The sequence below is a fragment of the Paenarthrobacter sp. 10L412 genome (assembly GCF_056395565.1).
Map to the genome: position 1 here is coordinate 20738 of NZ_JBFTJT010000009.1, position 22656 is coordinate 43393.

The following is a 22656-nucleotide window of genomic DNA, read 5'->3' on the forward strand; positions in this document are numbered from 1 at the left end:
TGGCGTGGTCATCTGCCGGCAGACTCGGGAACAGCATCCCAGTCGATGTGATGACCGTACAGCCAGTCGAAGTTGTCCGCCGCCTTCCGGGCAAGTCCCCGGAAAATGGCACGCATAGCCAGGTCCTGGAGCACGCGGGTGAACTGGTTCCTGACCTTGGGTTGAGAATTCCGACGGCCCCAGGCGACCACCGTCTCTGCACGGGGGCGGCGCTCCGCTTCGTAGGCCGCAAACCGGGTGGTGAGGCTTCCTGGTTCTATGTCGTCGCTCGTGGCTCCCCGAAGGGCGCGGCCCAGTGTGACGGCGTCCTCGATTGCCATCGACGCGCCCTGCCCGGAGGACGGGGAAGCGGCATGGGCGGCATCGCCCACCAGGACCAACCTGCCTCGGTGCCAGCGGGGGACGCTTGGGAAATCGAACGTGGAATACGGCTTGATGATGTCTTCCGTGGCGCGAATCAGGGCCGCCATAGGTGTCCTGTCTCCCTTTACCAAGCTTGTTAACCAAGCCCGGAGTTCCTCCTGTCCCAGCAAAGACGGATCAGCACTGGAGCGCTGCAACGGATTCGCGAACCACCAGATCCTGTCGTCGGGGCTGGGCATGTAGCAATAGAAGCAGCGCTTGCCGAACACCATCTTCATGCGCCCCGGGTTCACACCCAGATCCACATCCTTGAGCGCCAAGGCGGTGTTGGCAGGAATGATGCCGCCCGTGTTGAGCAGCGGGATGGTGCGCGGTGCGGGGGAGGCGGGGTCGATCAGCGGCCGCACCGCTGAGCGCAGCCCGTCGGCGCCCACCAGCAGGTCGCCGCGGGCGGAGGTGCCGTCGTCGAAAACTGCTGTGACGCCGTCGGGCTGTTCCTCCACCGCTGTCAGTCGCTTGCCGTGCTCGATCCGGATCCCACGGCGCAGCGCCTCCTCCCGCAAGTGGGCGTAAAGCTCCGAGCGGGTCATGGTCCGGGCCGTGGTGCCATCCGGGAGCGTGCCGCCGAAATCGAAATCGATCAGGTGGCGACCCGTGCTGCCCAAGTACATGGACATGAGCGGGGTGCTGAAGCCCAGTTGCGCGGCTTGCTCCTTGAGGCCCAGCGTGTCCAGGGCGTCGAAACCGTTGACGGCGAGGGTGAGGAAGGCGCCGACTCCGTCAGAAGGTCCATTGTGCGCCTCAAAAACGGTGGCGGAGTGGCCGGCTTTCTGAAGTGAGAGGGCCGTGGAAAGGCCGGCTACGCCGGATCCGATAACAAGACAGTTCAGCACGGGAGCTCCTTGGTGGATTTATTTCGTTCGGTTAAAAGAAATATAATCCTGCGCCCTGCGCCGGTCAATCGTTTCGGTCAAGCGAAAGACTTTGCTAGCCTCGGAGCATGACGAATCAGGGGCAACGCGAAGCTCTGCTGGAAGCCGTTTATGCGTCGGGCCGGGAGCTGTCCACTGCCGCGATCATGTTTCACACCGCACTGTCTGAACTCCGAGGCCTGTCAGCGACAGAAGGTAAGGCAATCGATATCCTGTTGCGCCACGGTCCAATGACGGCGGGCGAATTCGGTGAACAGTCCGGGCTGGCCCCCGCATCGGTCACCGGGCTCATGCAGCGACTCGAAAGCAAAGGCGTGGCCCGGCGGGTCAAGCACGACGAGGACAAGCGGAAGGTCCTGATCGAGCTCGTGGGTGACCAGGTTGCCGCAGCGGCGCCCTATTTCACCGATTTCATGGCCGGGATGGCCGCGCTGCTGGAGGGTTATAGCGACGACGAACTCCGGATCATCGCGGATTATTCAAGCAAGGCTGCGCGCGTCCAGCAGGAGGCGGCCGCTCGGCTGAGCCGGTGAGTTGGCTGGGTCGGGGGAGTTGGCTGACGGTGGCTGTGTGGAGGGCAGACATCGTTCGATGGCGGGACGTTCGCAGTCGGACGACTTTTTGCTGGATCATCCGTGAGGCCAAGGGTTTGCTGTCTGCACCTATATAGGCATCAGCGAGTGGAGCCCGCGAATGATCCAGCAAAATCGTGTCGCTCGGGTTCGGTCAGGAAACTTTCCGCCGCCAGTTCCATCCGACAGCGGCCAAGACCGCTACTCGTCCCGCCATTTGAGGCGGAGGATTTCGAAGGCTTCCTGGATGGCCGCAGAGTCGTGATGGAGCCGAACGGTTTCGGCGCCCGTGAGTTTCGGGCTGACAGCGCCATTATCTGGCCGTTCGAACATTGCCCATAGTTGAAGGTCGTCGCCGTGGCGGGAAGTGAAGGTGACACCGTCCACTGAAGTGGATTCGTAAAGCCATGCTGCTATGGCCTGGGTCAGCTGTCTGGGGCGCGCGTCTTTCAGCGCCGCTGCGTCGAAATCAGCCAAGCCAAGGCTCAGCGCTACGCCGATGAAGTGCGGGTATAGGGCGCTAACAGTCTTTGACGACGAGACGGCGCAGTATTTGCCGGACAGCTCCGCACGTGTTGCCGCCCGCGTATTGAGCCACTCGCGCGGCACTTCGCCCGGCCGTACTGAGGGGTGAAAGACATTGTCTTCGTCGTCCTCCTCGATCTCGTCCAGTTCCGCAGTGAGCCGGGCGTCCGCACGGAAGCCTGCCAACACTTCGAGGAGGCATGACTTCAAACTGGAGCCGGCATAGATGGTGCGGAAGTTGCCGTGCAGATCATCCCACCGCCCGGGAAACCTGCCGTCCGTGGCCCATTCCCAGCCACTCCATGCCCAGGGTTCCGGCTGGAAGCCAATACGCCACACTGTTCCTGCGGCAGAGACCAGGCTCAGTTCGTCCTCAGTCACCCGTTAGCCCGCTGCCGCGAAGGCCCGGGCAGCGGCAAGGACCGCTTGTGCAGCCTCGTCCACGTGGCCTTCACGAAGCAGTCGTGCAGGAGGAACGTCATCAAGTTGGGGGTTCATGCCTTGGAACCAGGCCTGCACCACAGCCCTGGAATCCCGTTCGGCCAACAGTGCCGCCACATGGTAGGCATGCCGCAGCCGGGTCATGACCTCGGCGGATGGCTTCCGGTCACCGTCGGCCCACTGGCGCACGGCGCGGGTTTCCTTCACCGACCCGATGTAGGCAACGAGTTTTGCGCCGAGGATGTCCCTGAGGTCGCGGACCAGCTCGGCCTCGGGCAACCTGATGGAATCTTGATGCGCTTTCAGCCCTCCACGGGCTCCTGCGACTGCAGTCATGGACCCATACTTTCATGGATCGCAGGCCTGATCAACGGGTGCATCACACCCGGGATCACATGTGATCCCGCTGTCTTGGCGGACGCTTAAGCCTCGGCCCGTCATCCCGCGCGCCAAGGCGTCAGCCGCGGCCACCACCCGGGGACGTTGCGCCGGTACTCGAGGTACTGCTCGCCATACGTGTCGGTAAGGGTGGGTTCCTCATACGCCTTCACGAAAGTGACGACGGCGATGAGGGCTATCCCGGCGTAGATGACGAGCCACCAACTGCCGAAGAGTAGTGCTTGGCCGAGGATAATCGTGAGCACCGCGAGGTACATGGGATTGCGCACGAATCGATAAACCCCGGTGACAACCAGCGTCTGGGTCGGCGCGACCGGCGCGGGCGTGCCCCGGTGGAGGGCGAACAGCGCGAAGGCGTGAAGCAGGAAAGCCACCCCTATGGTGATCGCGATCCAGGCGACGGGCATCACCAGCCACGCCATGCCGTCCCAGTCGTAGAGCCGCCATCCCGAGATGAGCCACGGGATGAGACCTGCCACGATGCCGGGCGCGAGGAAGAGGAAGACAATGGTCCCGATCCACGCCCGCGCTGACTGAGTCATGTCAGTCAGGTTAGTCTTCGGCTTGAGGGCCGGCGCAACTCACGCCGCCAGCCCGGCCCCCGCCATTTTCGATCCTGCCAGGGCCGGGAGGGAAGACAGCGACGCCAGATCCGGATCCGCTGGGCCGGGATCAACCCGAACCGGCAACTCGTGGAGCATCGCGTAGCCCTGCAGTTGTTCAAGCGCATCCGGCTCGATCAGGGCACCCGTAAGGTCCATCTCGACGTCCCTGCCGTCGGCCAGGCTGTTGGTGCGTTGAACGATTGGATACAGCGCGTGGAGATTGGAGGTGGTCACGTGACCGGTTGCTGCGATCTGGATCTGTGCTCCGTCAAGGTCGACTCGAACAACTACAGAGAGCTTCTCGCTGGTCAATATGCTGCCTTTCATCCGTTCGCTGCCACGCTGCAGCCACCCCAGCGTAGGCAGCAAATGTGATCTGCGCAACATTACTTCGGCGCGGCGCGGCGCCACGACAGCCCACCGAGAATGCGCTATGCCATGAACGCCAGGTCTTCCGCCGCCACTGGAAATTGCAGTGCTTTCCCCTTGGACAGCCGCAAAGCTTCGCCCACTGCGCTTGCCGCCATCCGCTCCAGCTCGTTGCCCAGCGACCCCGCAACGTGGGGTGTCAGCAGCACGTTGGGATGCGTGTAGAACCGGGAATCGGAAGGCAGCACCCACGGCGTCGTCACGTCCAACACAGCGTATAAATCGCCGCGCTCAAGCCGGGCCAACAGGGCACCCTGGTCCACCAACTCGCCGCGCGAGGTGTTGATAAACGTAGCCCCCGGCCGCATCCGTTCGATACGACCGGCGTCGATGAGGTTCTTTGTGGACGGTAACGACGGCGCGTGGAGGCTGACGATGTCGCAGCCCGCCACCAGGTCGTCCAGAGTTACAAGCTCGACGCCGAGAGCGCTCGCCTCAGCTGCCGACAGGTACGGATCGGCCACCACGATGTCCAGTTCGTAAGCGGCAAGCAGCCGGATGACGTGACGGCCGATCTTTGACGCCCCGATAATCCCGACACGCTTGCGGTAGTTGCCCATGTCAGGAAACAGCTGTTCCGGCAGGACCTCCATCCGGCTCGTGTGAAGGGCGCGGGCTATCTGCAGGATCCGTTTGTTGGCCAGGATGATCATGGCCGCGGTGTATTCGGCCACTGGAATGGCGTTGGCGTCCGCGGCGGAACTCACCAACACGCCCCGCTCCCAGCACGCGTCACTGATGTGGTGCTTGACGCTTCCGGCGGCGTGCAGCACGTAACGTAGCCGTGGAGCAGCGTCCAGGACGTCGTCGTCGATCATTGGACAACCCCAACCAGTGATGAGGATGTCCGCTTCCTTCAACAAGGCTCGGCCGGAGCCTGAACCGAAGTCTTCGATCGGCTCCCGGCTGAGCAGGTTCAGAGCAGGTTCCAGCGGATCCAGGCTTCGGGACGGGAATACGGCACGGGCAGTGTGGACAGGCATGGCCAAGGCAACGTTCAGGCTCATTTCACGCTTCCCGCCGTCAGACCGGATTTCCAGAAGCGTTGGAGCATGATGAACGCGAGCAGCAACGGAATGATGGACAAAAGTGATCCGGTGATAACCATCGGGGTGAACTCAGGCTGGGGCAGTGAGTATCCCTGCCAGATCGAAATTCCGACGCTGACAGGCAACAGCTGCTGGTCCTGGAGCATTACCAGCGGGAGCATGAAGTTGTTCCACACGCCAACAAACTGGAACAACGCAATGGTGATGTACCCCGGCATCATCATGGGCAGCCCCAGGGAAAAGAAGGAGCGGATCGGTCCGGCTCCGTCCACGCGAGCTGCCTCCAGGGTTTCGGCCGGGACGTATGCTGCCGAATACACCCGCGCCAAATACACGCCGAACGGGTTGCAGAGGACGGGGATGAGGATGGCCCAGATCGTGTTGGTGATGCCAAACACGGAGGCCAGTAAATACATCGGGAGGACCGTGGCTGTGTTGGGAATCAGCACGCCCACTACGACCAGGCCGAAGAATGAGTCCTTGCCGCGGAACTGGAATTTATCGAACGCGTAGCCGGCCATGACAGAGATCAGTCCACCAAAGATGGCCCCAAACCCCGCATAGAACATGGAGTTGGCCATCCAGCGGAAGAACACGCCACCATCCTGCCCAAGAACTGCGCCAACGTTCTGCACAAAGGAAGGCTGCCCGAAAGCATACGCACCAGTGGAATAGAGGTCGGCGGCGTTCTTGGTGGAGGCAAAGAACAACCACAGGACAGGCAGCACCATGTAGGCACAACCCAGTATCAGCAGTGCGTTCACTGTGAACGCACTCGCGAAGCCGCCTCTGGAGCCGCGATTCCGGCGCCGCTTCCCAGATGCCGCAACCGGACTGGTAAGCCCCGGACGGGACAACGTTGACGTGCTCATGCTTTGTTCATCCTTGAGCTGAAGCGGGTGACGGCCCAGGACAGCACCGCTGCCATGAGCGCGATGATGATGGAGGCAGCCGCGGCCTGGTTGAGGTTGTGCCGGTTGAAGGCGGCATCGTAGGCCCACATGTTGGGAACCCAAGTGCTGGTAACGGATGCCGTGGCTTTGGAGATGATGGAGGGCTCGGTGAACAGCTGCAGGGTTCCGATCACGGTAAACAGCATGATGACACTAAGTGCCGGCAGGATCAGGGGCAGCTTGATGCTGATGGCGGCACGGATTTCGCCGGCGCCGTCCACGCGGGCGGCCTCCAGGGTTTCCCGCGGAACCGCCTGAAGCGCGGTGAACAGCACAATGACGTTGTACCCCGTCCACTCCCACACCGCGATGTTCACGATGGACGGCAGGATCATGTGGTTGTCCAGGAAATTCAGCGAAATGCCGCCCGTTTCCAGGACCGAAACGATCGGGCTGACACCGGGTGTGTAGAGGTAGGCCCAGATCAGTGCGGCGATGACGCCGGGCACCGCGTGGGGGAGGAAGACGAGGAGTTGGAAGAGCTTCCGGGCACGCGCTGCGGCGGCATCAAGCAGAAGTGCGAACGCCAACGCTCCGCCCACCATGCACGGGATGTACAGCAGGCAGTACATGATGAGGCGGCCTATTCCGCCCACAAAACTCTCCGATTGCAGGACCTGCAGATAGTTCTCAAGTCCCACGAACGAGGTCTTGGCTTGGCCGAAGCCGAGTCCCGACTTCTGCTGGGCGAAGAAGCTGAGCACGATCGAGTAGATGACGGGTGCCACCATCGCCAGGGTAAACACCGCGAAGAACGGGGTCAGGAAGAGCGCCGCTGTGCGGCCGCCGGTTCCGGACATCGTTCGCGGTTTGCTCCGGGAGGTGGCAGGTGCCTGGTTGGCCATGATTATTCTCCTCGCTGCTGGGGCGCCCCTGTGAAGGGACCACCCCACCCTGCGGGCCTACTCCTTGACGGAGAGACCGTTCTGCTTGAGTCCGGCTACGGTTGCCGTCTGGGCCGATTCAACGGCTTCCAGGACCTTCCCGCCGGTGGTCAACTTTCCGTAGGCGTCCTTGAGGGCGGTGTTGGTGACGTCCCAGTTGGGACCCCATTGCCAGCCCGGGGTGATGGTGGAGTACGACTTGTCGAAGACCTCGTAGATGTCGTTGCCGAAGTAGCTGGCGTCGAATGCCTGCTGTGCAACGGGTGTCAGTCCCGGGAAAGCGAGGAAAGCCGAACCGGTGTTGCCGCGGGCCTTGATGGCGTCCGGGTTGGTTGCGAGGAACTCGATGAACTTGGCCGCAGCGGCCGGATTCTTGCTGCTCTTGGTGATGTTGAAGCTGGAGCCGCCATAGAACGCATCTGCCGGAGTTCCCCAGTTGGGCACCTCCGCAGCGATCCACTGTCCCTTCTGGCCGCTGGCTTCCGTACGCTTCTGGATGCCGGTGGCACTCCAGTTGGCGCCCAGAACACCCACGACGGCGCCACTCGCCAAATCTGCCGACCATTCGTCGCTGAAGGACTGCTGGACCTTGACGATCTTTTGGTCGATCAGCTTCTGCCAAAAAGTAGCGACTTTTTGGGTGGGCTCATCGTTCACGCCAACCTTCCAGCTGTCGCCCTCGGTGCCGAACCATTTGGCTCCGGCCTGCCAGGACAGGGCGGCAGTGAGTGCAGCTTCGTTGGGGTTGAAGCTGGCCAGGTGTGCTTCCGGGGCTACTGCCTTCAGCTTCCTGCCGGCCTCTTCGAATTCGTCCCAGGTTTTGGGGACGCCGACGCCGGCCTTATCCAGCATGTCCTTCCGGTACCACATGATCATCGGCGCGGCATCGTACGGAAGGGCGTAGGTCTCCTCGCCGAATTGCACCAGGGCTTTGGTCTCGTCCGTGAGCTTGTCCACTGTTTCGGCCTTGTTGATCAGCCCGTCCAGAGGTTGGAGCTGACCGTTGCTGACGAACTGGGGAAGCTGTGGGTATTCGATCGTGGCGACGTCCGGGCCGTTGCCTGCGGTGATCGCTGTGGAGAGCTTGGCGTAGCCGCCGCTCGCTCCGTTGGGGACGGTTTCGAAGTTAACCTTGATTTTGCCCTGGCTCGCGTTGAAGGCCGCGGCCACCTTGTCCATCCCCGCCATCGACGACCAGAACGTGATGGTCCCTGAGGGGTCTTCAGCGGGCGTTGGCGTGGCTGCCGGGGTGCTGCCACAGCCGGTGATGAGGGCAGCACTTGCCATGATGCTGGCGGCTCCTAGCAGAAGCTGGCGACGCTTCATTCTGTTCTCCTTTGAAGTTCACGATGCGAAGTCGTGGTGTGCACTGGCGGCACCTTGGACTAGGCACAATGAAAGCCACAAAAGTGAACATGGGCAATGAAGTGAACAGAAGTAAACAAATGATGTAGCGCGCTCTACACCTGCGTTGACTCCCGAACCACCAACTCCGGCGAGAGGTTCACGCGCTGCAGGGCTGACGTGCTTCCACGTCGTGCGCCGATCCGGTTCAGGCACATCACCAGGGCTTGGTGCCCGACGTCGTACTTCGGAGGCGCCACCGCGGTCAGGGGAACGGCCCCCAGGGCGGCGATTTCGTCGTCGTATGCAATGATCGCAAAGTCCTCCGGGACGCGAAGCTGCCGTTCCTGGCAGGCGCTGGCGAACTGGAGTGCGTCCTCATCGGTGTGGATAATCGCCGCCGTGACATCGGTTTTGGCGCACCAATCGAGGATGCCGTCCACCACCAGGCGATGGGCCTCCGGATCGTTCTGGGCCCGGGACATCGAACGAACCATCGAGTCCTCGGGCGGATGCCCGGCACGCTGCATGGCCAGATGGTAGCCATCGATCAGCTGCGGCGCCGTCGGACTGTTCTCGCGAAGGCACATGGCGATCTTGCGGTGGCCGAGGCCCAGGAGATGGTTGATGGCGATCTCCGCGCCCCGCACGTGATCACTTCGCACGGCTTCGAGCCGGCCATGGCCCAGCGCGTTGTCAATGGAACGCTCGACGACGACTACCGGCACCTCCGCTTCGGCCAACAGGTCCAGCGTCTCTGTACCAGCCAAGGATTGCTCGCTCGGCGTGATCAGGATCCCGTCCACCCCATGTTCATAAAGGCGGCGGAGTTGGCGGCGTTCCTCCTCGCTTGAGTAGTTGGTCACGCCCAACACCAACCGCACACCCGCTTCGTGGGCAGCGGCCTCGGCGCCGCGGATCACCCCCGGGAAGTAGTACGACGCCGAGGGAACGATCATCCCGATCGTCGCCAAGGGTCGCCTTCCGCCCGGCCGCCACGACGTTGATTGCTGTGCTGTTGCGCTACTTCCGGCAGTACGGCCGCCAAGCGGTACAGCTCCGCCGTGGACCCGTTCGAGCAAGCCCTGCTCAGCGAGTATTGCAAGGTCCCGCCGAACGGTCATGCCGGACGTTCCCAGCTTGGCTGCGAACTCGGCAGCGTTCAGGGATCCGTGTAGGGCCAATTCCCTCAGGATGAGCTGTTGACGATCCTCGGACAGCATGCAGGTTTCCACCTTCAAGTTCATTTATGTTCAGTTTGTTCATTATGAACTATCGCGCACTCGGTCCAAGACGGGAGGGACACGTTCGGTTTTGTTCAACTCGCGCCATGTCGCCGCTGGGGAGCCTACGGTTAGGGCTTACGAGTCAGCACGCCCGCAGGAGACCCATGGCCACCGGCTTCACCATGCCCGCCCCGGATTACCATCTCAGCCCCATCACTGGGTGGACTCGGGAGCATTGGGTCGCTTTCGCGGATCAGCAGCTTCTCGCGGTGCGCCCCTACTTCTCCGCGCAGAAGGCGCTGATCCGGTTGAGCGGCCGCCCGTCGTCGTCGGGTGTTTTGTCTGACGGGATGGAGGGCTTCGCCAGGACGTTTATGCTGGCCGCCTTCCGCGTGGCGGGGGAACAGGGCGACGACCCGCACGGCCATCTTGACCTGTACAAGACGGGCCTCCTTGAGGGTACGCGGCCGGGTAGTCCTGAAGCGTGGCTACCCATTTCTGATCGCTCGCAGCCGATGGTGGAAGCCGCGTCCATTGTGCTGGGTCTGCACCTGACCAAACCTTGGCTATGGGACACACTGTCCGGGGGCGAGCAGGCCCAGGTGGCCGAGTGGCTGCAAGGTTCCTCGCGAAGCACCTGCGTGGACAACAATTGGGTGCTCTTCCAGGTCCTGATCGCCGAGTTCCTGGCTGGCGCCGGGTTCGAGCACAACGCGGCGCAGATCGAACATGGACTGAAGCGGCTTGAGGACTGGTACGTCGGCGATGGCTGGTACCGGGACGGGGATAACGACGGCACGGGCGATTTCTTCGACTACTACTGCGGCTGGGCCCTCCACCTTTATCCGGTCTTGTGGTCCGGGTTTGCGGCCAACCGGCACCCGGAGGCCCAAGCCAGGTCGGAGGTCTACCGCGCCCGTCTCGCCGAGTTCCTGGATGATCATGTGAGTTTCTTCGGCGGGAACGGCGCCCCGGTTTTCCAGGGCCGCTCGCTGATTTACCGCTACGCCGCTGTGGCGCCGCTGTTCCTCGGGGAGGCCATCGGCGCGACGCCCCTCAACCCCGGACAGAGCCGCCGGATCGCCAGCGGCGCCGCAAAGTTCTTCCTCGACGGCGGCGCTTACGACGACGGACGGCCGTCACTCGGGTGGCTCGGCGCCTTTGAGCCGATGACCCAGGATTATTCCGGCCCGGCCTCGCCGTACTGGACCTCCAAGGCGTTCGTGGGACTTCTCCTCCCCGCCGACCATCCGGTGTGGACCGCCGTCGAAGAGCCCTCGCCCTTGGAGTGCATGGACGCCATCAGACATACAGAAGGCCCCAATTACCTGCTCCACTCCACGGCTGTGGACGGCATCGCACGCCTGCTCAACCACGGCAGCGACAAGTACTACGCGCCCGGACCGGATGACCCCCACTACCGCCGCCTGGCCTATTCGAGCCACACCGCGCCGCTCTTCACCGAGAACCCCGTGGACAACCACTTCGCGGTCCTCGACGCCAGTGGAACACCCAGTCGTCGCGCCCGGATCCAGCGGCTCAAAGCCGGGCATCTCAAAGCCGCGCAAGGCCAAGCCGCAAGCTGGCATGCGCCAGTCTGGAACGACGTGGAGGATCCCGCCAATTCCCGCTGGCGGGTGGCAACAGCGACAGCTGCTGCCAGCGGATATGAGCTCCGGGTCCACGTGGTTGAGGCGCCAAACGTGGGCGCGGCCAACCCAGGGCTGGGGCCGTCCAGGCTGCGCGTCCGCGACGGCGGATATGCGCTCGCAGCCACCCGGACGCCTGAACTGCGTGACCACGTTCTTGGAGTCGACGGACTTCACGCAGGCATATGGCCGCTGTACGGATACTTCGACAACGGCACCTTCCGCGCCGAGGGCGTGTCGCCCTTGGGTGTGCACGCCGCTTGTGGATATCTGGAAGGCCGTTTGGCAGGAGCGCGCAGCATCTTCGCATCACTGGTGTACCTGGGAGGCGAGGCACCTGCAGCGGTTCCTGCCGCCGTCGTGATTGACGACGACGGAGCGCGCGTCAGGGGGCACGTTACCCTGTCGACGGGGCAACAACTGGAGGTCCTTTTCGCCTTCTGAACCTGCCTTCCCAGCAAGCTTTTCAAGGCCGCGTGGATTCTTGAGTGAATCTTGAGATGACCAGGCGTCCTTCTTGAGGGCCCCGTCCCATGGTTGAACTATCAGCCAATGGAGTTGATGGGAACTCTCAGGAAGGACCACCGAAATGCCTGACCAGATCGCAGCCACGTCCCTGAATACCGGAGCTGCCCACGTAAAGTCTGACCCCCTCGCGGGTACCGCGGAGGCCGGCGGTCATGGAGGCGAAGTCCCTGGCCAGGCCCGTGCGGTGACCTCCGTCCGCGAGCAGTTCAACCCTTTGGGTGTGGGGCTTCGGAGCATCTGGCCGCAGTCGGTGTGTGGTTTCTAGCAAGCCACCTGCGCCCCGTGGTCTTGTACTCGTTCGAGTGGCACCATGGTGACAAGTCACAAAATAATAAGGAGGCTTGTCATCAAAGAGGAGATGAAGAAGGCCGCTGATGTGGCCGAGGAAGCCTCAAACTCACGTGCCCTGACTATTTTTGCGAGGGCCGGATACGCCGTCAGCGGACTCCTGCACTTACTCATCGGGGCAATTGCGTTTCAGCTCGCCTTTGGGCGCGGCGGTGAAGCCGACGTCAGTGGCGCTGTTGCCCAACTGGCCGCACAACCGGTGGGTCCCATCCTGCTGTGGGCGTGCTTCGGCGCCTGCGCTGCCTTGGCCCTGTGGCAATTGGGCAACGCAACCCTCGGCTACCGCAAGGCGTCGGACAACAAGCCATCCAAACGGCTTTCCGCTGTGGCCCAGGCAATCGTGTTTGCCGGGCTGGCGGCCACCATCCTGTCCTTCACCATGGGCAGGGGAAAAAACAGCCGGGAGTCTGCCAGCGATGTAACCGTGACGCTCATGAAAGCGCCATTCGGGATAGTCCTGCTTGTCGCAATTGGCGCCGGCATCATGATCACCGGCGTTGTCTTCGCGGTGCGCGGCTTTATGAGGACCTTCGAAAAGGACCTCGCGCTGTCCGTCAATGAGCCGGCCCGCAAGTTCCAATCGGGTGTTGGCGTCGTAGGCTACATCGCCAAAGGCATAGCCCTCTTGCTCGTAGGCCTGCTGGTGGTCATTGCCGCGGTTCGCGTTCAGCCCGAGCAATCCACAGGACTTGATGGAAGCCTGCGGGCTTTGAGGGAGCAACCGTACGGTCCGTACCTTTTGGCAGCCGTTGCCGTGGGCCTGATCGCCTACGGACTGTTCCTCATGGTGAAGGCCAAAACGCTCCGGACCTAGCCCTTGGTGTGCGTTTAGAGTCCAATGTGCCTGGGTACAGCCAACGGTAGCGTCGCAAGCCGGGAATCAGACATCTGAGAAAGGCCAGAACCATGACTCAAGCCGACCCAAACCACAGCGGACAGCAAGCAAGCGGGGATCACCGCCTCACCTCGGCACCCAAGGATCCCCGCAGCGGATATCACTCCGACGAATTTCCCCAGCAGGAACAAGAACAGCCTGGCCTGACCAAGCCCTTGAACCCCCAGCCCGATCATGGCGAGTCCAGCTATGTTGGGCACGGCCGCCTGCAGGGCAAGAAGGCCCTGATCACCGGCGGTGACTCGGGCATCGGTGCAGCCGTAGCGATCGCCTATGCGCGCGAAGGTGCCGACGTCGCCATCAGCTACCTTCCAGAGGAAGAAGAAGACGCGAAGTCGACGGCGGAATGGATCCGTGAGTGCGGGGCGCAGGCACTGTTGCTGCCCGGCGACGCGCGCGACGAAAAGTTTGCGGCTGAGATTGTGGAGCGAACGGTGCAGGAGCTCGGCGGCCTCAACGTTGTGGTCCTGAACGCCGCGTACCAAAAGAACCGCGAGGGTTTGGAGACCATTCCTACCGAGGAATTCGACCGGGTGTTCAAAACCAACCTGTACTCCTTGATCTGGACAGCACAGGCTGCGATTCCGCACCTTCGCCCAGGGGCGTCGATCATCGTCACGGCGTCTATCCAGGCCTTTAATCCTTCCGCCCAACTAGTGGACTATGCCATGACCAAGGCAGCCCAAGTGGCATTCACCAAAGCCATGGCAGAGGAACTCGGGCCCAAGGGAATCCGTGTCAACGCCGTGGCCCCGGGCCCGATCTGGACGCCGTTGATCCCCGCCACCGAGTGGCCGGACAAGCTTCCCACATTCGGCCAGGACACGCCGCTGGGCCGTGCCGGGCAACCTGCTGAGCTGGCACCTGCCTATGTGCTCCTCGCATCTGACGAAGGCTCCTATATTTCAGGCGCTGTGCTTCCGGTGACCGGCGGCAAGGGTCTCTGACCCAGGACAGGGAAGGGCATGCGCGCATGATTGCTGTGCTGGTAATCGACATGCAGAACGCCTTTTTTGAGGAACCGGCACTGAAACGGCGTCAGGAAGAAGTTGTTGCTGCTTGCAACTCGTTGACCAGCGCAGCGCGCGAGGCAGGGGCAAACGTGCTCCTGGTTGGTACCCAGCATGAGCGGGACAAATCCACGTGGAGCCTGAACATGCTTGACGATGACCAAGGCTTCATCTTCAGGGGAAGCGAGCAGGCCAGTTTCGTTCCTGGCCTGGTGACGGCCGATTTCCCACAGATGGTCAAAACGCGCGTCAGCGCCTTCATGGGCACCGACTTGGGGATGCGCCTCAGGAACTGGGGTGTGGAAACCGTAATTCTGGCCGGGGTCTCGGCCCACAACTGCATTGCCCAGACTGCTGCTGATGCTTTCGCCCATAACATCCGGGTGATTTATGCGGCTGAGGCCGTGGCAACAGAGAACCCGGAGGCTGCGGAGGCAGTCCTCCGGGTTCTTACCCGTGAATATCGTCAGAGGGTCTTGCCGCTTGACGACGTGCTGGAACTCTTGAAGGGCTCCTGACTGGACTCAATGGGAATCCAGAGTTGCCCGCTCCCGCGGGTGCCATCCGCGTCCGGCCTGACACTGAGCAGTTCGGGGCCGCGTGCCCAAAAGTACGGGTTGGCCGGGAACCATTCAGTAGCAGCGTCCGCCCACATGCGCTGCAGGGCGTCCGGGAATTTTCCTTCGGTTTCGAACACCACCCATTGGCCGGCGGGGATGTCCAGGCTCTCGAAACCTTCGGGAGCCGGCTGGGTAGAAGCCACCGCATGCCAATAGTCCAGCTCACTGCCCTCGCGGCGCTCTTCGTCAATCTTGTCCGTTACGGACAGGGGTCCGGATGGCTCGGTGTCGGCCAACGTCATCAGACGCTTCGTGGCATCCGGGTCGATGCTGCGGTGAAACTGGATGATTGCGGGGTTTGGACCTTCGTGGACCAGCGGAACGCGGACCTTGAGGCCGATCAGGCGGAAGGCCTCCTTGTTGACTATTCGGTGCTTCATGACGGTATTCCCTTCAATACGGAGGTGGAACCTTAGCTGAGGCTGGGTGCTGACCTCGACCGATTCAGTAAGGTCCTGCTCGATGAGCTCAAGCGCCCGGGTCCATTCCTGCACTGTCGCCCCATTCCTGACCATCACGCTACGGTGCCGGCTCAGCCGCTGCCCCGACTATCCATGCCCGAAAATATCAGGCCCGCGAATATCAGCCCCGCGGCGATGCATTTCGCAGCGCCAATGCGTTTCGCAGCGCCAGGACACGGGCAGAGCAAGAACCCGGAGGCTGCAACTGCAGTCTCCGGGTTCTTGTGGTTTTCAGGACCCTTGCGGATGCCTGAGGGTTAAGGGTGTCCCGAGCCGGAAGCTTCGTCATCCGGCTCGGATGAGAACGGCCTGTCCGCGGGCGTGTCCTCCGTATTGCGCTCGTCGAGCTCAGCGTCCGCAGACGGGACGGTCTTCTCGGCGTAGTCGCCTGCGGTATAGTCCCCGCCAGCGTCTTCTTTCAGGGCCTCAGGAGATGCTCCGGCAGCGCCGTAATCACCTTCTGCGTACTGACCCTCAAGGTCGTCCTCGTTGGTGTTGGGCGTGGTTTCGTCAGCCATGGTGGGCCCGGCGTCCTCCTGTGGCCAGGCCGTAAATCAGCAGAACGACAATGGATCCGCCAATGGCCAGGAGCCACGTCCGAATGGCGAAGAATTGTGTCAGTCCCTCGCCGAAGATCAGGCCACCGATCCAGCCGCCCAACAGGGCGCCAACGACGCCGAGCAGCAAGGTAACGAACCAGCCGCCTCCTTGGCGTCCCGGAAGAATAAGTTTTGCGATAGCCCCAGCCAAAAGGCCGAGCAAAAGAAAACCAAAGAAACCCATTTTTGCTCCTACTTTCTTGTTGATGGAAATTCCATGAACTCGGTGAAGCGGTTCCGTTCATCGGTTGTCAGTTCCAGCGGATAAGCGCTGTAACAGGGCCACATGAGGCCCAGTGGAATATGGGGCGGGACGTTATTTTGCAAACGTCGATGAATTATTAAGTGCAGCCAAAAGCACTCCTGTCCAAGGGGCCGGACCGTAGTACTACAACAGCAACGCTAGCTGGTCCCGGGAACAACAGCAAGTAACCTTGCTATTTTGCCGGTCAGGGTCCGTGCCCCTCGAACGGGGGTGGTATGGCCTTGAAATCCGGCTACTTGTCGCCGAAGGCGTCCTTCGCGGCGTCCTTGACGTGCTCGCCAGCCTGCTTCACATTGGCAGACGCTTGCTCGCCCGCGCCCTCGGCCTGGAGGTCCCGGTCGCCTGTGGCTTCGCCGGTCTTTTCCTTGACCTTGCCCGTTGCTTCTTCCGTGGCATTCTTGATCTTGTCATCCAGTCCCATGGTTTTCACTCCTCGGGTTGCCATGTGGTTGTGGCCTGCGGGTTTTCCGCTGGTTGGCATTAAAGTTTAGTCCTCTTTCTCAATTCAGCAAATGGCCATTAACCGTCCAGCCTTGAAAGCACACGTGACAGTGGGTGAAGGCCGGACTAGTGTCGTAGGAATAGCACCTCGAAAGGAGTTGGTCCTGTGAAAGGGAAAGCATTGTTCGCCGCTGGCATCGCTGTTGGCTATGTGTGGGGGTCCAAGTCTTGGCCGGAGGTGTATCGGCGCGTTCGCGGAGGCGCCCAAAAGGTCTGGAAGAACCCGGAGGTTCAAGACAACGTCCATCAGGCCACTGAAACCGTCCAGGAATCAGTCCCGGACATCCTGGATAATCTGTACGCCGCGGGCAAGAAGCTCCTGGAGAAGGCAGAGACGATGTTTCCGGGCATCCTGGAGGCAAAGTCCGGGCACCAAGGCAACTCCAGCACCGGTTCCTCTGCTTCTGCTTCCGCTCCGGCTTCTACCTCAACGCCTCCAGTCAGATCGGACGTAGTATCCGATCCCGCACTCGATGATCAGACGGGAAGCGATTGGACGGACGAAGGCGGTGCGGCGCCGGAAGGGCCCGCGACCAACACGCCCGCCAAGCCCTGACCCTTTACGGGCAAGCCTCAAAAGGTCCGCGTTCCCGGGGGTTCCCCTTGCCCGAAAGGCCCGTCCCGCCGTTGAGCGTTACTTGGTGCGCTCGACGGCCGACAGGATGGCTTCGCCCAGTTCACGTGGCTTGGTGAACTGTGGCCAGTGTCCGGTGGGTAGGTCGATGTAGTCGACGTCCCGGATCCGCGCGAGTTCCGCTGTGAACGGGTGCCCGGCGTCCATCCACTCCTGAAGCAGTGATGATGGGAACTGGCAGGCGATGATGGTGGCGGGGACGTTATAGCGCCGGACATCGTGGAGGTGTTGTTGGTCGAAGGCGACGCCCTTCGGTTCCGGGATGGCCCGTGCGCGGAAGGCTTCCTTGCGGTCATCGCTCAGGTCGATGAGGTCCGCGTCTTCAAAGCCTTCCCAGGGTGGGAGCGGAATTTCGTCGCCGTCCTCGGGCAGTTCGTCATTGATCACGCCGCCCTCACCTAGTGGCCCGCTGTCCACATAGATGGCCCGGTCCACGCGATCCGGACGGGCGTCAACAACGCCGTGGATGATGGCGCCGCCGCCTGAATGGCCCACCAGCACCACATTGCCGCCAAGGGAATCCACCTTGTCCACCACGGCGTCGATGTGTGTGCGAAGGCCAATCCCGGCGCGTGGGGCGTCAACGGACTCCAGCCCGGGAAGCGTGAGGGGGTGAACCGAGTGCCCAGCTGCCACAAGCGGCGGCGTCACCTCCGCCCATGATGACGCGTCCAACCAGAAACCAGGTACCAGGATGATGTCCATGCGGGTACCCTACGGGAGTCCATGCGGAGGATGCACTCATTTTTGCTGGATCATTCGGCAGACCACCTCGTCATGTCCGCGCCGGGCCGGTCCTGGGGCCACCGACGGGCTTGATGATCCAGCAGAAATTAGGCTTTGGCCGTCAGCTTGCCAAGGGAACGTGTCATTGCCCTGGCGCGCGAGTCCGGAGTGCGGGCCTTGAGCAACTGCAGGATGATGAGGTACCGCTCGGTCTTGCCGAGGCGCTCGAAGGCTTCGCCAGCCGCTGGATTGCTGGCCAAAGCTGCTGCCAGGTCTTCCGGGACCTCCGCGTTGGCCTGCGAAACGTAGGCGGCTTCCCAGCGGCCATCAGCCTTTGCGGTGTCGATCTCAGCAAACCCCGCGGGATGCATGCGCCCCGATTCGATCAACGCCTCCGCCTTGCCAACGTTCACCTGTGACCAGGAGCTCCGTGCCCGGCGTCGGGAGTAGCGCTGCAGGAAAGTCGCTTCGTCATTGCCTTTGCGCTGCCCGTCGATCCAGCCGAAACACAGGGCGCCGTCCAGAGCCTCCCCAATGCTGAGTAGCTGGGCACCGGCGTTCTTCTTGCCGATCACGAGCCAGGCTTCGGCGCTCTTTTCGTGGTTCGCGGCGAGCCATGACTCCCATTCGGAACCGTTGGCAAACCTCAGCAGCTGGAGCTCATTCTTTTCGGCCACGTACTTCCTTCCACTGCTTTGGAGCTCAGAACAACCACTATGGCCGGACGAATGTGTTTGGGAAAAGGGGTTGACGACATGCGCTTCGGAGGCAATAGTTATCGTATACGATTTCGTACTCGATAGATGTTCGATCAGGAGGAGGCGCCGTGACATTGGAGTTCCGGACCGGGGAAGTCAGCCAAGACATGCTGGCCCGTACGCGCAAAGTCATTGCCGTCCATATCAATTACCCTAGCCGTGCGGCCCAGCGCGGACGCACCCCAGGGCAACCGTCGTACTTCCTGAAGCCGCCGTCTTCCCTGGCGCTCGGTTCCGCCGAAACTCCTGGCATCGTTGAGCGCCCTGCCGGCTGCGAGCTGCTCGGCTATGAAGGCGAAATTGCCCTCGTCATCGGGAAGTCGGCCCGCCGCGTTGGCCTCGAGGATGCCTGGAGCCACGTCGAGTGGGTGACCGCGTCCAATGATCTGGGTGTCTACGATCTGCGCTACGCAGACAAGGGCTCCAACGTCCGGTCCAAGGGAGGCGATGGGTTCACGCCGGTGGGGCCCTTGTTGATCCCTGCCGACGCCGTTGATCCAGCCCAGCTGCGGATCCGCACCTGGCACAACGGCGACCTCGTCCAGGACGACACCACCGAGGACCTGCTCTTCCCGTTCACGCAACTCGTCGCGGACCTCTCACAGCTGCTCACGCTCGAAGAGGGCGACATTATCCTCACGGGCACCCCAGCCGGTGCATCGGTCGCCAAACCGGGTGACGTCGTCGAGGTTGAGGTCAGTGGCAGTAGCTTCAGCAGCGGCCGCCTGACCACCAAAGTAGCGGAAGGCACGACGCCGTTCGCGGACTTTGGTGCCAAGCCCAAGACTGATGACACCCAGCGGGAAGAGGCGTACGGATCGCGTGAAGCGGCGGGCCTGCCTGCTGTTGTCTCTGTCCTGACGTCCGAGCTGAAGGCGAAGCTGGAAAGCGTCGCAACCGCCACGCTTTCTTCACAGCTCCGCAAGCGCGGACTGAACAACGTAAGCATCGACGGCCTGCAGGCCACGCGCCCCGACCGCAAGGTAGTTGGCCTTGCCCGGACCCTGCGCTATGTGCCCAACCGCGAGGATCTGTTCAAGACCCACGGCGGGGGATTCAATGCACAGAAGCGCGCGATCGATTCCGTGAATGAAGGCGAAATCCTCGTGATGGAAGCCCGCGGCGAGAAGGGCACCGGCACCGTTGGCGACATCCTCGCTCTGCGCGCCCAGGTCCGTGGAGCCGCTGCGATCATCACCGACGGTGGCGTCCGTGACTACTCCGCCGTGGCTGATCTCGACATGCCAACCTACTTCGCGAATCCGCACCCGGCAGTCCTTGGTCGCCGGCACATTCCGTGGGATACGGACATCACCATCGCATGCGGTGGTGCAACAATTCAGCCGGGAGACATCATTGTTGCCGATTCGGACGGCATCCTGGTGATCCCGCCCGCCATCGCCGAGGAACTGGTGGATGACTGCATCCAGCAGGAAAAGGAAGAGGCGTTCATCTTCCAGATGGTCAAGGAAGGCAACGGCGTGGATGGGCTTTACCCGATGAACAAGGAATGGCAGACGCGGTACGCAGAGTGGGTCACAGCTGACTGGCAGAGCCGGCAAGGGAGCCAACAGTGACTGAAACCGTCGTCGAAAGCGCCGCTGCGCAAAGCAAGTCCCAACAGGCGTATACCGCGGTCAAGGCCAGGATCGTGGAAGGCATCTACACGCCGGGTTACCGGCTGGTGCTCGCGAAGATTGCCGAGGACCTGGGCTTCAGCGTGGTCCCCGTCCGGGAGGCGATCCGCCGCTTGGAAGCTGAAGGTCTGGTGAAGTTCGAGCGGAACGTTGGTGCCACCGTTTCCGGGATTGATCCCACGGAGTACCTGTACACAATGCAGACGCTGAGCATTGTGGAGGGGGCGGCCACCGCGTTGTCCGCACCGTTGATCGATTCCGTCGCGATTGCCCGAGCCCGCGCCGTGAACGAGGAAATGCGGGAATGCCTGGAGCACTTCGACCCCGTTCGTTTCACCGCGCTGAACCAGGACTTCCACAGTGTCTTGTTTGAGCACTGCCCCAATCCGCACATTCTTGACCTGGTACATCGTGGATGGAACCGGCTGGCATCGCTCCGCTCGTCGACGTTCCGCTTTGTTCCCGGCCGCGCGCAGGAATCGGTGCAAGAACACGAGGCGCTGCTGCAGCTCATCGAGTCTGGAGCGGACGCCGACACGATCGAACACGCCGCCCGCCGGCACCGCGCCGCAACACTGGACGCGTATCTCGCCACCACCAACTAAAGCAACCCGGGGTCACTTATGGCCCCCAAACGCACCCCACATGGGCCATAAGTGACCCCGCGTTGGATGAAAAAGGAAGACAACGATGACGACCCCTGTAGAAACATCAGCAAAGCACCACGTGCCCGAGAACCTGCCCACGCACATCCAGCACTTCATCAACGGTGAGTTCGTAGACTCCGTTTCCGGGAAGACCTTTGACGTCCTGGATCCGGTATCCAACGGAAATTACGCCACGGCAGCGGCCGGCCAGAAGGAAGACATCGACCTCGCTGTGGCAGCAGCCCGTGAAGCGTTCATCAATGGCCCGTGGCCGAAGATGAAGCCGCGCGAACGTGCCCGTGTGCTGAACAAGATCGCCGACGCCGTGGAGGCCCAGGAAGAGCGCCTGGCCGAGCTGGAGACCTTTGATACCGGCTTGCCGATCACCCAGTCCAAGGGCCAGGCGTTGCGCTCAGCCGAGAACTTCCGCTTCTTCGCTGACCTGATCGTGGCACAGTTCGATGACGCCATGAAGGTCCCCGGCTCACAGATCAACTACGTGAACCGCAAGCCGATCGGAGTCGCGGGCTTGATCACGCCATGGAACACTCCGTTCATGCTGGAGTCCTGGAAACTCGCTCCGGCGCTGGCTACAGGCAACACGGTGGTCCTCAAGCCTGCCGAGTTCACGCCTTTGTCCGCGTCACTGTGGGCGCAGATCTTCAAGGATGCTGGCCTTCCCGACGGCGTGTTCAACCTGGTCAACGGCCTGGGCGAAGAAGCCGGCGACGCACTGGTGAAGCACCCGGACGTGCCGCTGATCTCCTTCACCGGTGAGACCACCACGGGCCAGACGATTTTCCGCAACGCCGCAGCCAACCTCAAGGGCCTGTCCATGGAGCTCGGCGGAAAGTCCCCGTGCGTCGTGTTCGCCGATGCCGACCTCGATGCCGCAATCGACTCCGCCTTGTTCGGTGTCTTCTCCCTCAATGGCGAACGCTGCACCGCCGGTTCCCGCATCCTGGTGGAGCGGGCCATCTACGACGAATTCTGCGAAAAGTACGCCGCCCGCGCCAAGAACATCGTGGTGGGCGATCCCCACGATCCCAAGACCCAGGTGGGTGCGCTGGTCCACCCGGAGCACTACGAGAAAGTGGCGTCCTACGTGGAGATCGGCAAGTCCGAGGGCCGGCTGCTTGCCGGTGGCGGCCGACCCGACCACCTGCCCGAAGGCAACTACATCGCACCCACGGTGTTTGCCGACGTCGCGCCTGACGCGCGGATCTTCCAAGAGGAAATCTTCGGTCCGGTTGTGGCCATCACGCCCTTCGAGAACGACGACGAAGCCCTCGCCTTGGCGAACAACACCAAGTACGGCCTGGCGGCCTACATCTGGACGCAGAACCTGACCCGGGCCCACAACTTCTCCCAGAACGTTGAAGCCGGCATGGTGTGGCTCAACAGCCACAACGTCCGCGACCTCCGCACCCCCTTCGGTGGCGTGAAGGCCTCTGGTCTGGGCCACGAAGGCGGCTACCGTTCCATCGATTTCTACACCGACCAGCAGGCCGTGCACATCACCCTCGGCTCCGTGCACACACCCAAGTTCGGCGCCTAGTACCCAACTAGGTCGCAATAGTGCGCGTTTTGAGCCTCCAAAACGGCATCTACTGCTACTCAGTTGGGTTCCCGCACCACCCTTTCAACGAAGAGAGA

At 62.2% G+C, this 22656-nt stretch carries 26 protein-coding genes; 10 read left to right on the forward strand and 16 right to left on the reverse strand.

What is annotated here, in order from left to right; all coding sequences use genetic code 11:
- Window positions 1-8: 8 nt before the first annotated feature.
- Window positions 9-1256: an FAD-dependent oxidoreductase gene (locus tag AC1DD7_RS13635; protein ID WP_477515398.1), complete on the reverse strand. Its 1248-nt coding sequence runs from the start codon at window positions 1254-1256 to the stop codon at window positions 9-11.
- A gap of 107 nt (window positions 1257-1363) precedes the next feature.
- On the opposite strand from AC1DD7_RS13635, the gene AC1DD7_RS13640 reads away from it, so the two are divergent.
- Window positions 1364-1828 (forward strand): MarR family transcriptional regulator, encoded by a 465-nt coding sequence (locus AC1DD7_RS13640; RefSeq protein ID WP_477515399.1) that lies wholly within the window; start codon window positions 1364-1366, stop codon window positions 1826-1828.
- A gap of 240 nt (window positions 1829-2068) precedes the next feature.
- Here the strand turns inward: AC1DD7_RS13640 and AC1DD7_RS13645 are convergent, their stop codons facing one another.
- From AC1DD7_RS13645 to AC1DD7_RS13685, 9 genes are all read right to left on the reverse strand, one after another.
- Complete coding sequence (locus tag AC1DD7_RS13645; RefSeq protein WP_477515400.1) at window positions 2069-2773, reverse strand: RES domain-containing protein; 705 nt, start codon at window positions 2771-2773, stop codon at window positions 2069-2071.
- A 3-nt stretch (window positions 2774-2776) separates the two neighbouring features.
- A complete protein-coding gene (locus tag AC1DD7_RS13650) occupies window positions 2777-3169 on the reverse strand; it encodes a hypothetical protein (RefSeq protein WP_416417687.1) in 393 nt (130 codons plus the stop codon).
- Between the two features lie 101 nt (window positions 3170-3270).
- Complete coding sequence (locus AC1DD7_RS13655) at window positions 3271-3774, reverse strand: methyltransferase family protein (protein ID WP_477515401.1); 504 nt, start codon at window positions 3772-3774, stop codon at window positions 3271-3273.
- Between the two features lie 39 nt (window positions 3775-3813).
- Window positions 3814-4149: a hypothetical protein gene (locus AC1DD7_RS13660; RefSeq protein WP_477515402.1), complete on the reverse strand. Its 336-nt coding sequence runs from the start codon at window positions 4147-4149 to the stop codon at window positions 3814-3816.
- Between the two features lie 119 nt (window positions 4150-4268).
- Window positions 4269-5273 (reverse strand): hydroxyacid dehydrogenase, encoded by a 1005-nt coding sequence (locus tag AC1DD7_RS13665; RefSeq protein WP_477515403.1) that lies wholly within the window; start codon window positions 5271-5273, stop codon window positions 4269-4271.
- Window positions 5270-6187, reverse strand: a complete 918-nt coding sequence (locus AC1DD7_RS13670) for a carbohydrate ABC transporter permease (protein WP_477515404.1) — start codon at window positions 6185-6187, stop codon at window positions 5270-5272. The genes AC1DD7_RS13665 and AC1DD7_RS13670 overlap by 4 nt, the downstream gene beginning before the upstream one ends.
- Window positions 6184-7113 (reverse strand): carbohydrate ABC transporter permease, encoded by a 930-nt coding sequence (locus AC1DD7_RS13675; RefSeq protein ID WP_477515405.1) that lies wholly within the window; start codon window positions 7111-7113, stop codon window positions 6184-6186. Before AC1DD7_RS13675 ends, AC1DD7_RS13670 begins: the two co-directional genes overlap by 4 nt.
- 57 nt (window positions 7114-7170) lie before the next feature.
- Complete coding sequence (locus AC1DD7_RS13680) at window positions 7171-8478, reverse strand: ABC transporter substrate-binding protein (protein ID WP_477515406.1); 1308 nt, start codon at window positions 8476-8478, stop codon at window positions 7171-7173.
- Between the two features lie 134 nt (window positions 8479-8612).
- On the reverse strand, window positions 8613-9719 hold the full coding sequence (locus tag AC1DD7_RS13685; RefSeq protein WP_477515407.1) for a substrate-binding domain-containing protein: 1107 nt from the start codon (window positions 9717-9719) through the stop codon (window positions 8613-8615).
- A gap of 167 nt (window positions 9720-9886) precedes the next feature.
- On the opposite strand from AC1DD7_RS13685, the gene AC1DD7_RS13690 reads away from it, so the two are divergent.
- From AC1DD7_RS13690 to AC1DD7_RS13710, 5 genes are all read left to right on the forward strand, one after another.
- Entirely contained in the window at window positions 9887-11815 is a 1929-nt protein-coding gene (locus AC1DD7_RS13690; RefSeq protein ID WP_477515408.1) for a DUF2264 domain-containing protein, read from the forward strand.
- A gap of 145 nt (window positions 11816-11960) precedes the next feature.
- Window positions 11961-12164 carry a hypothetical protein gene (locus tag AC1DD7_RS13695; RefSeq protein ID WP_477515409.1) on the forward strand — a complete coding sequence of 68 codons (204 nt, stop codon included), beginning with the start codon at window positions 11961-11963 and terminating at the stop codon, window positions 12162-12164.
- Window positions 12165-12257: 93 nt separating this feature from the next.
- A complete protein-coding gene (locus AC1DD7_RS13700) occupies window positions 12258-13061 on the forward strand; it encodes a DUF1206 domain-containing protein (protein WP_477515410.1) in 804 nt (267 codons plus the stop codon).
- A gap of 92 nt (window positions 13062-13153) precedes the next feature.
- Window positions 13154-14089, forward strand: coding sequence for an SDR family oxidoreductase (locus AC1DD7_RS13705; RefSeq protein WP_477515411.1), 936 nt, complete (start codon window positions 13154-13156; stop codon window positions 14087-14089).
- 26 nt (window positions 14090-14115) lie between these two features.
- Complete coding sequence (locus tag AC1DD7_RS13710) at window positions 14116-14670, forward strand: cysteine hydrolase family protein (RefSeq protein ID WP_477515412.1); 555 nt, start codon at window positions 14116-14118, stop codon at window positions 14668-14670.
- Here AC1DD7_RS13710 and AC1DD7_RS13715 read toward each other — a convergent pair.
- The 4 genes from AC1DD7_RS13715 to AC1DD7_RS13730 form a co-directional block, all read right to left on the reverse strand.
- Complete coding sequence (locus tag AC1DD7_RS13715) at window positions 14619-15266, reverse strand: GyrI-like domain-containing protein (protein WP_477515413.1); 648 nt, start codon at window positions 15264-15266, stop codon at window positions 14619-14621. The two genes, AC1DD7_RS13710 and AC1DD7_RS13715, sit on opposite strands and share 52 nt — an antisense overlap.
- A 224-nt stretch (window positions 15267-15490) precedes the next feature.
- On the reverse strand, window positions 15491-15751 hold the full coding sequence (locus AC1DD7_RS13720) for a hypothetical protein (protein ID WP_477515414.1): 261 nt from the start codon (window positions 15749-15751) through the stop codon (window positions 15491-15493).
- Window positions 15744-16016: a GlsB/YeaQ/YmgE family stress response membrane protein gene (locus AC1DD7_RS13725; RefSeq protein WP_442004382.1), complete on the reverse strand. Its 273-nt coding sequence runs from the start codon at window positions 16014-16016 to the stop codon at window positions 15744-15746. The genes AC1DD7_RS13720 and AC1DD7_RS13725 overlap by 8 nt, the downstream gene beginning before the upstream one ends.
- Before the next feature lie 313 nt (window positions 16017-16329).
- The gene (locus tag AC1DD7_RS13730; RefSeq protein ID WP_431117116.1) at window positions 16330-16518 is read right to left on the reverse strand and encodes a CsbD family protein; all 189 of its coding nucleotides are present in this window, start codon (window positions 16516-16518) and stop codon (window positions 16330-16332) included.
- 186 nt (window positions 16519-16704) lie between these two features.
- Here AC1DD7_RS13730 and AC1DD7_RS13735 point away from each other — a divergent pair, with 186 nt between their 5' ends.
- Window positions 16705-17154: a hypothetical protein gene (locus AC1DD7_RS13735; protein WP_477515415.1), complete on the forward strand. Its 450-nt coding sequence runs from the start codon at window positions 16705-16707 to the stop codon at window positions 17152-17154.
- Between the two features lie 78 nt (window positions 17155-17232).
- Here the strand turns inward: AC1DD7_RS13735 and AC1DD7_RS13740 are convergent, their stop codons facing one another.
- Window positions 17233-17937, reverse strand: a complete 705-nt coding sequence (locus AC1DD7_RS13740) for an alpha/beta fold hydrolase (RefSeq protein WP_477515416.1) — start codon at window positions 17935-17937, stop codon at window positions 17233-17235.
- A 128-nt stretch (window positions 17938-18065) separates the two neighbouring features.
- A complete protein-coding gene (locus AC1DD7_RS13745) occupies window positions 18066-18635 on the reverse strand; it encodes a YdeI/OmpD-associated family protein (protein WP_477515417.1) in 570 nt (189 codons plus the stop codon).
- A 149-nt stretch (window positions 18636-18784) separates the two neighbouring features.
- Between AC1DD7_RS13745 and AC1DD7_RS13750 the strand changes: the two genes are divergently transcribed.
- From AC1DD7_RS13750 to hpaE, 3 genes are all read left to right on the forward strand, one after another.
- Window positions 18785-20293, forward strand: a complete 1509-nt coding sequence (locus AC1DD7_RS13750; protein WP_477515418.1) for a fumarylacetoacetate hydrolase family protein — start codon at window positions 18785-18787, stop codon at window positions 20291-20293.
- Window positions 20290-20958 carry a GntR family transcriptional regulator gene (locus AC1DD7_RS13755; RefSeq protein ID WP_477515419.1) on the forward strand — a complete coding sequence of 223 codons (669 nt, stop codon included), beginning with the start codon at window positions 20290-20292 and terminating at the stop codon, window positions 20956-20958. Before AC1DD7_RS13750 ends, AC1DD7_RS13755 begins: the two co-directional genes overlap by 4 nt.
- A gap of 85 nt (window positions 20959-21043) precedes the next feature.
- Window positions 21044-22558 carry a 5-carboxymethyl-2-hydroxymuconate semialdehyde dehydrogenase gene (gene hpaE, locus AC1DD7_RS13760; RefSeq protein ID WP_477515420.1) on the forward strand — a complete coding sequence of 505 codons (1515 nt, stop codon included), beginning with the start codon at window positions 21044-21046 and terminating at the stop codon, window positions 22556-22558.
- Window positions 22559-22656 lie beyond the last annotated feature (98 nt).

What these genes read in the sequence shown, in the direction of transcription:
- AC1DD7_RS13700 (WP_477515410.1), top strand. Translation starts at nt 12,258, where the DNA reads ATGAAGAAGGCCGCTGATGTGGCCGAGGAAGCCTCAAACTCACGTGCC.
- AC1DD7_RS13725 (WP_442004382.1), bottom strand. Translation starts at nt 16,016, where the DNA reads ATGGGTTTCTTTGGTTTTCTTTTGCTCGGCCTTTTGGCTGGGGCTATC.
- AC1DD7_RS13655 (WP_477515401.1), bottom strand. Translation starts at nt 3,774, where the DNA reads ATGACTCAGTCAGCGCGGGCGTGGATCGGGACCATTGTCTTCCTCTTC.
- AC1DD7_RS13665 (WP_477515403.1), bottom strand. Translation starts at nt 5,273, where the DNA reads ATGAGCCTGAACGTTGCCTTGGCCATGCCTGTCCACACTGCCCGTGCC.
- AC1DD7_RS13675 (WP_477515405.1), bottom strand. Translation starts at nt 7,113, where the DNA reads ATGGCCAACCAGGCACCTGCCACCTCCCGGAGCAAACCGCGAACGATG.
- AC1DD7_RS13720 (WP_477515414.1), bottom strand. Translation starts at nt 15,751, where the DNA reads ATGGCTGACGAAACCACGCCCAACACCAACGAGGACGACCTTGAGGGT.
- AC1DD7_RS13650 (WP_416417687.1), bottom strand. Translation starts at nt 3,169, where the DNA reads ATGACTGCAGTCGCAGGAGCCCGTGGAGGGCTGAAAGCGCATCAAGAT.
- AC1DD7_RS13710 (WP_477515412.1), top strand. Translation starts at nt 14,116, where the DNA reads ATGATTGCTGTGCTGGTAATCGACATGCAGAACGCCTTTTTTGAGGAA.
- AC1DD7_RS13640 (WP_477515399.1), top strand. Translation starts at nt 1,364, where the DNA reads ATGACGAATCAGGGGCAACGCGAAGCTCTGCTGGAAGCCGTTTATGCG.
- AC1DD7_RS13730 (WP_431117116.1), bottom strand. Translation starts at nt 16,518, where the DNA reads ATGGGACTGGATGACAAGATCAAGAATGCCACGGAAGAAGCAACGGGC.
- AC1DD7_RS13740 (WP_477515416.1), bottom strand. Translation starts at nt 17,937, where the DNA reads ATGGACATCATCCTGGTACCTGGTTTCTGGTTGGACGCGTCATCATGG.
- AC1DD7_RS13695 (WP_477515409.1), top strand. Translation starts at nt 11,961, where the DNA reads ATGCCTGACCAGATCGCAGCCACGTCCCTGAATACCGGAGCTGCCCAC.
- AC1DD7_RS13690 (WP_477515408.1), top strand. Translation starts at nt 9,887, where the DNA reads ATGGCCACCGGCTTCACCATGCCCGCCCCGGATTACCATCTCAGCCCC.
- AC1DD7_RS13705 (WP_477515411.1), top strand. Translation starts at nt 13,154, where the DNA reads ATGACTCAAGCCGACCCAAACCACAGCGGACAGCAAGCAAGCGGGGAT.
- AC1DD7_RS13685 (WP_477515407.1), bottom strand. Translation starts at nt 9,719, where the DNA reads ATGCTGTCCGAGGATCGTCAACAGCTCATCCTGAGGGAATTGGCCCTA.
- AC1DD7_RS13680 (WP_477515406.1), bottom strand. Translation starts at nt 8,478, where the DNA reads ATGAAGCGTCGCCAGCTTCTGCTAGGAGCCGCCAGCATCATGGCAAGT.
- hpaE (WP_477515420.1), top strand. Translation starts at nt 21,044, where the DNA reads ATGACGACCCCTGTAGAAACATCAGCAAAGCACCACGTGCCCGAGAAC.
- AC1DD7_RS13670 (WP_477515404.1), bottom strand. Translation starts at nt 6,187, where the DNA reads ATGAGCACGTCAACGTTGTCCCGTCCGGGGCTTACCAGTCCGGTTGCG.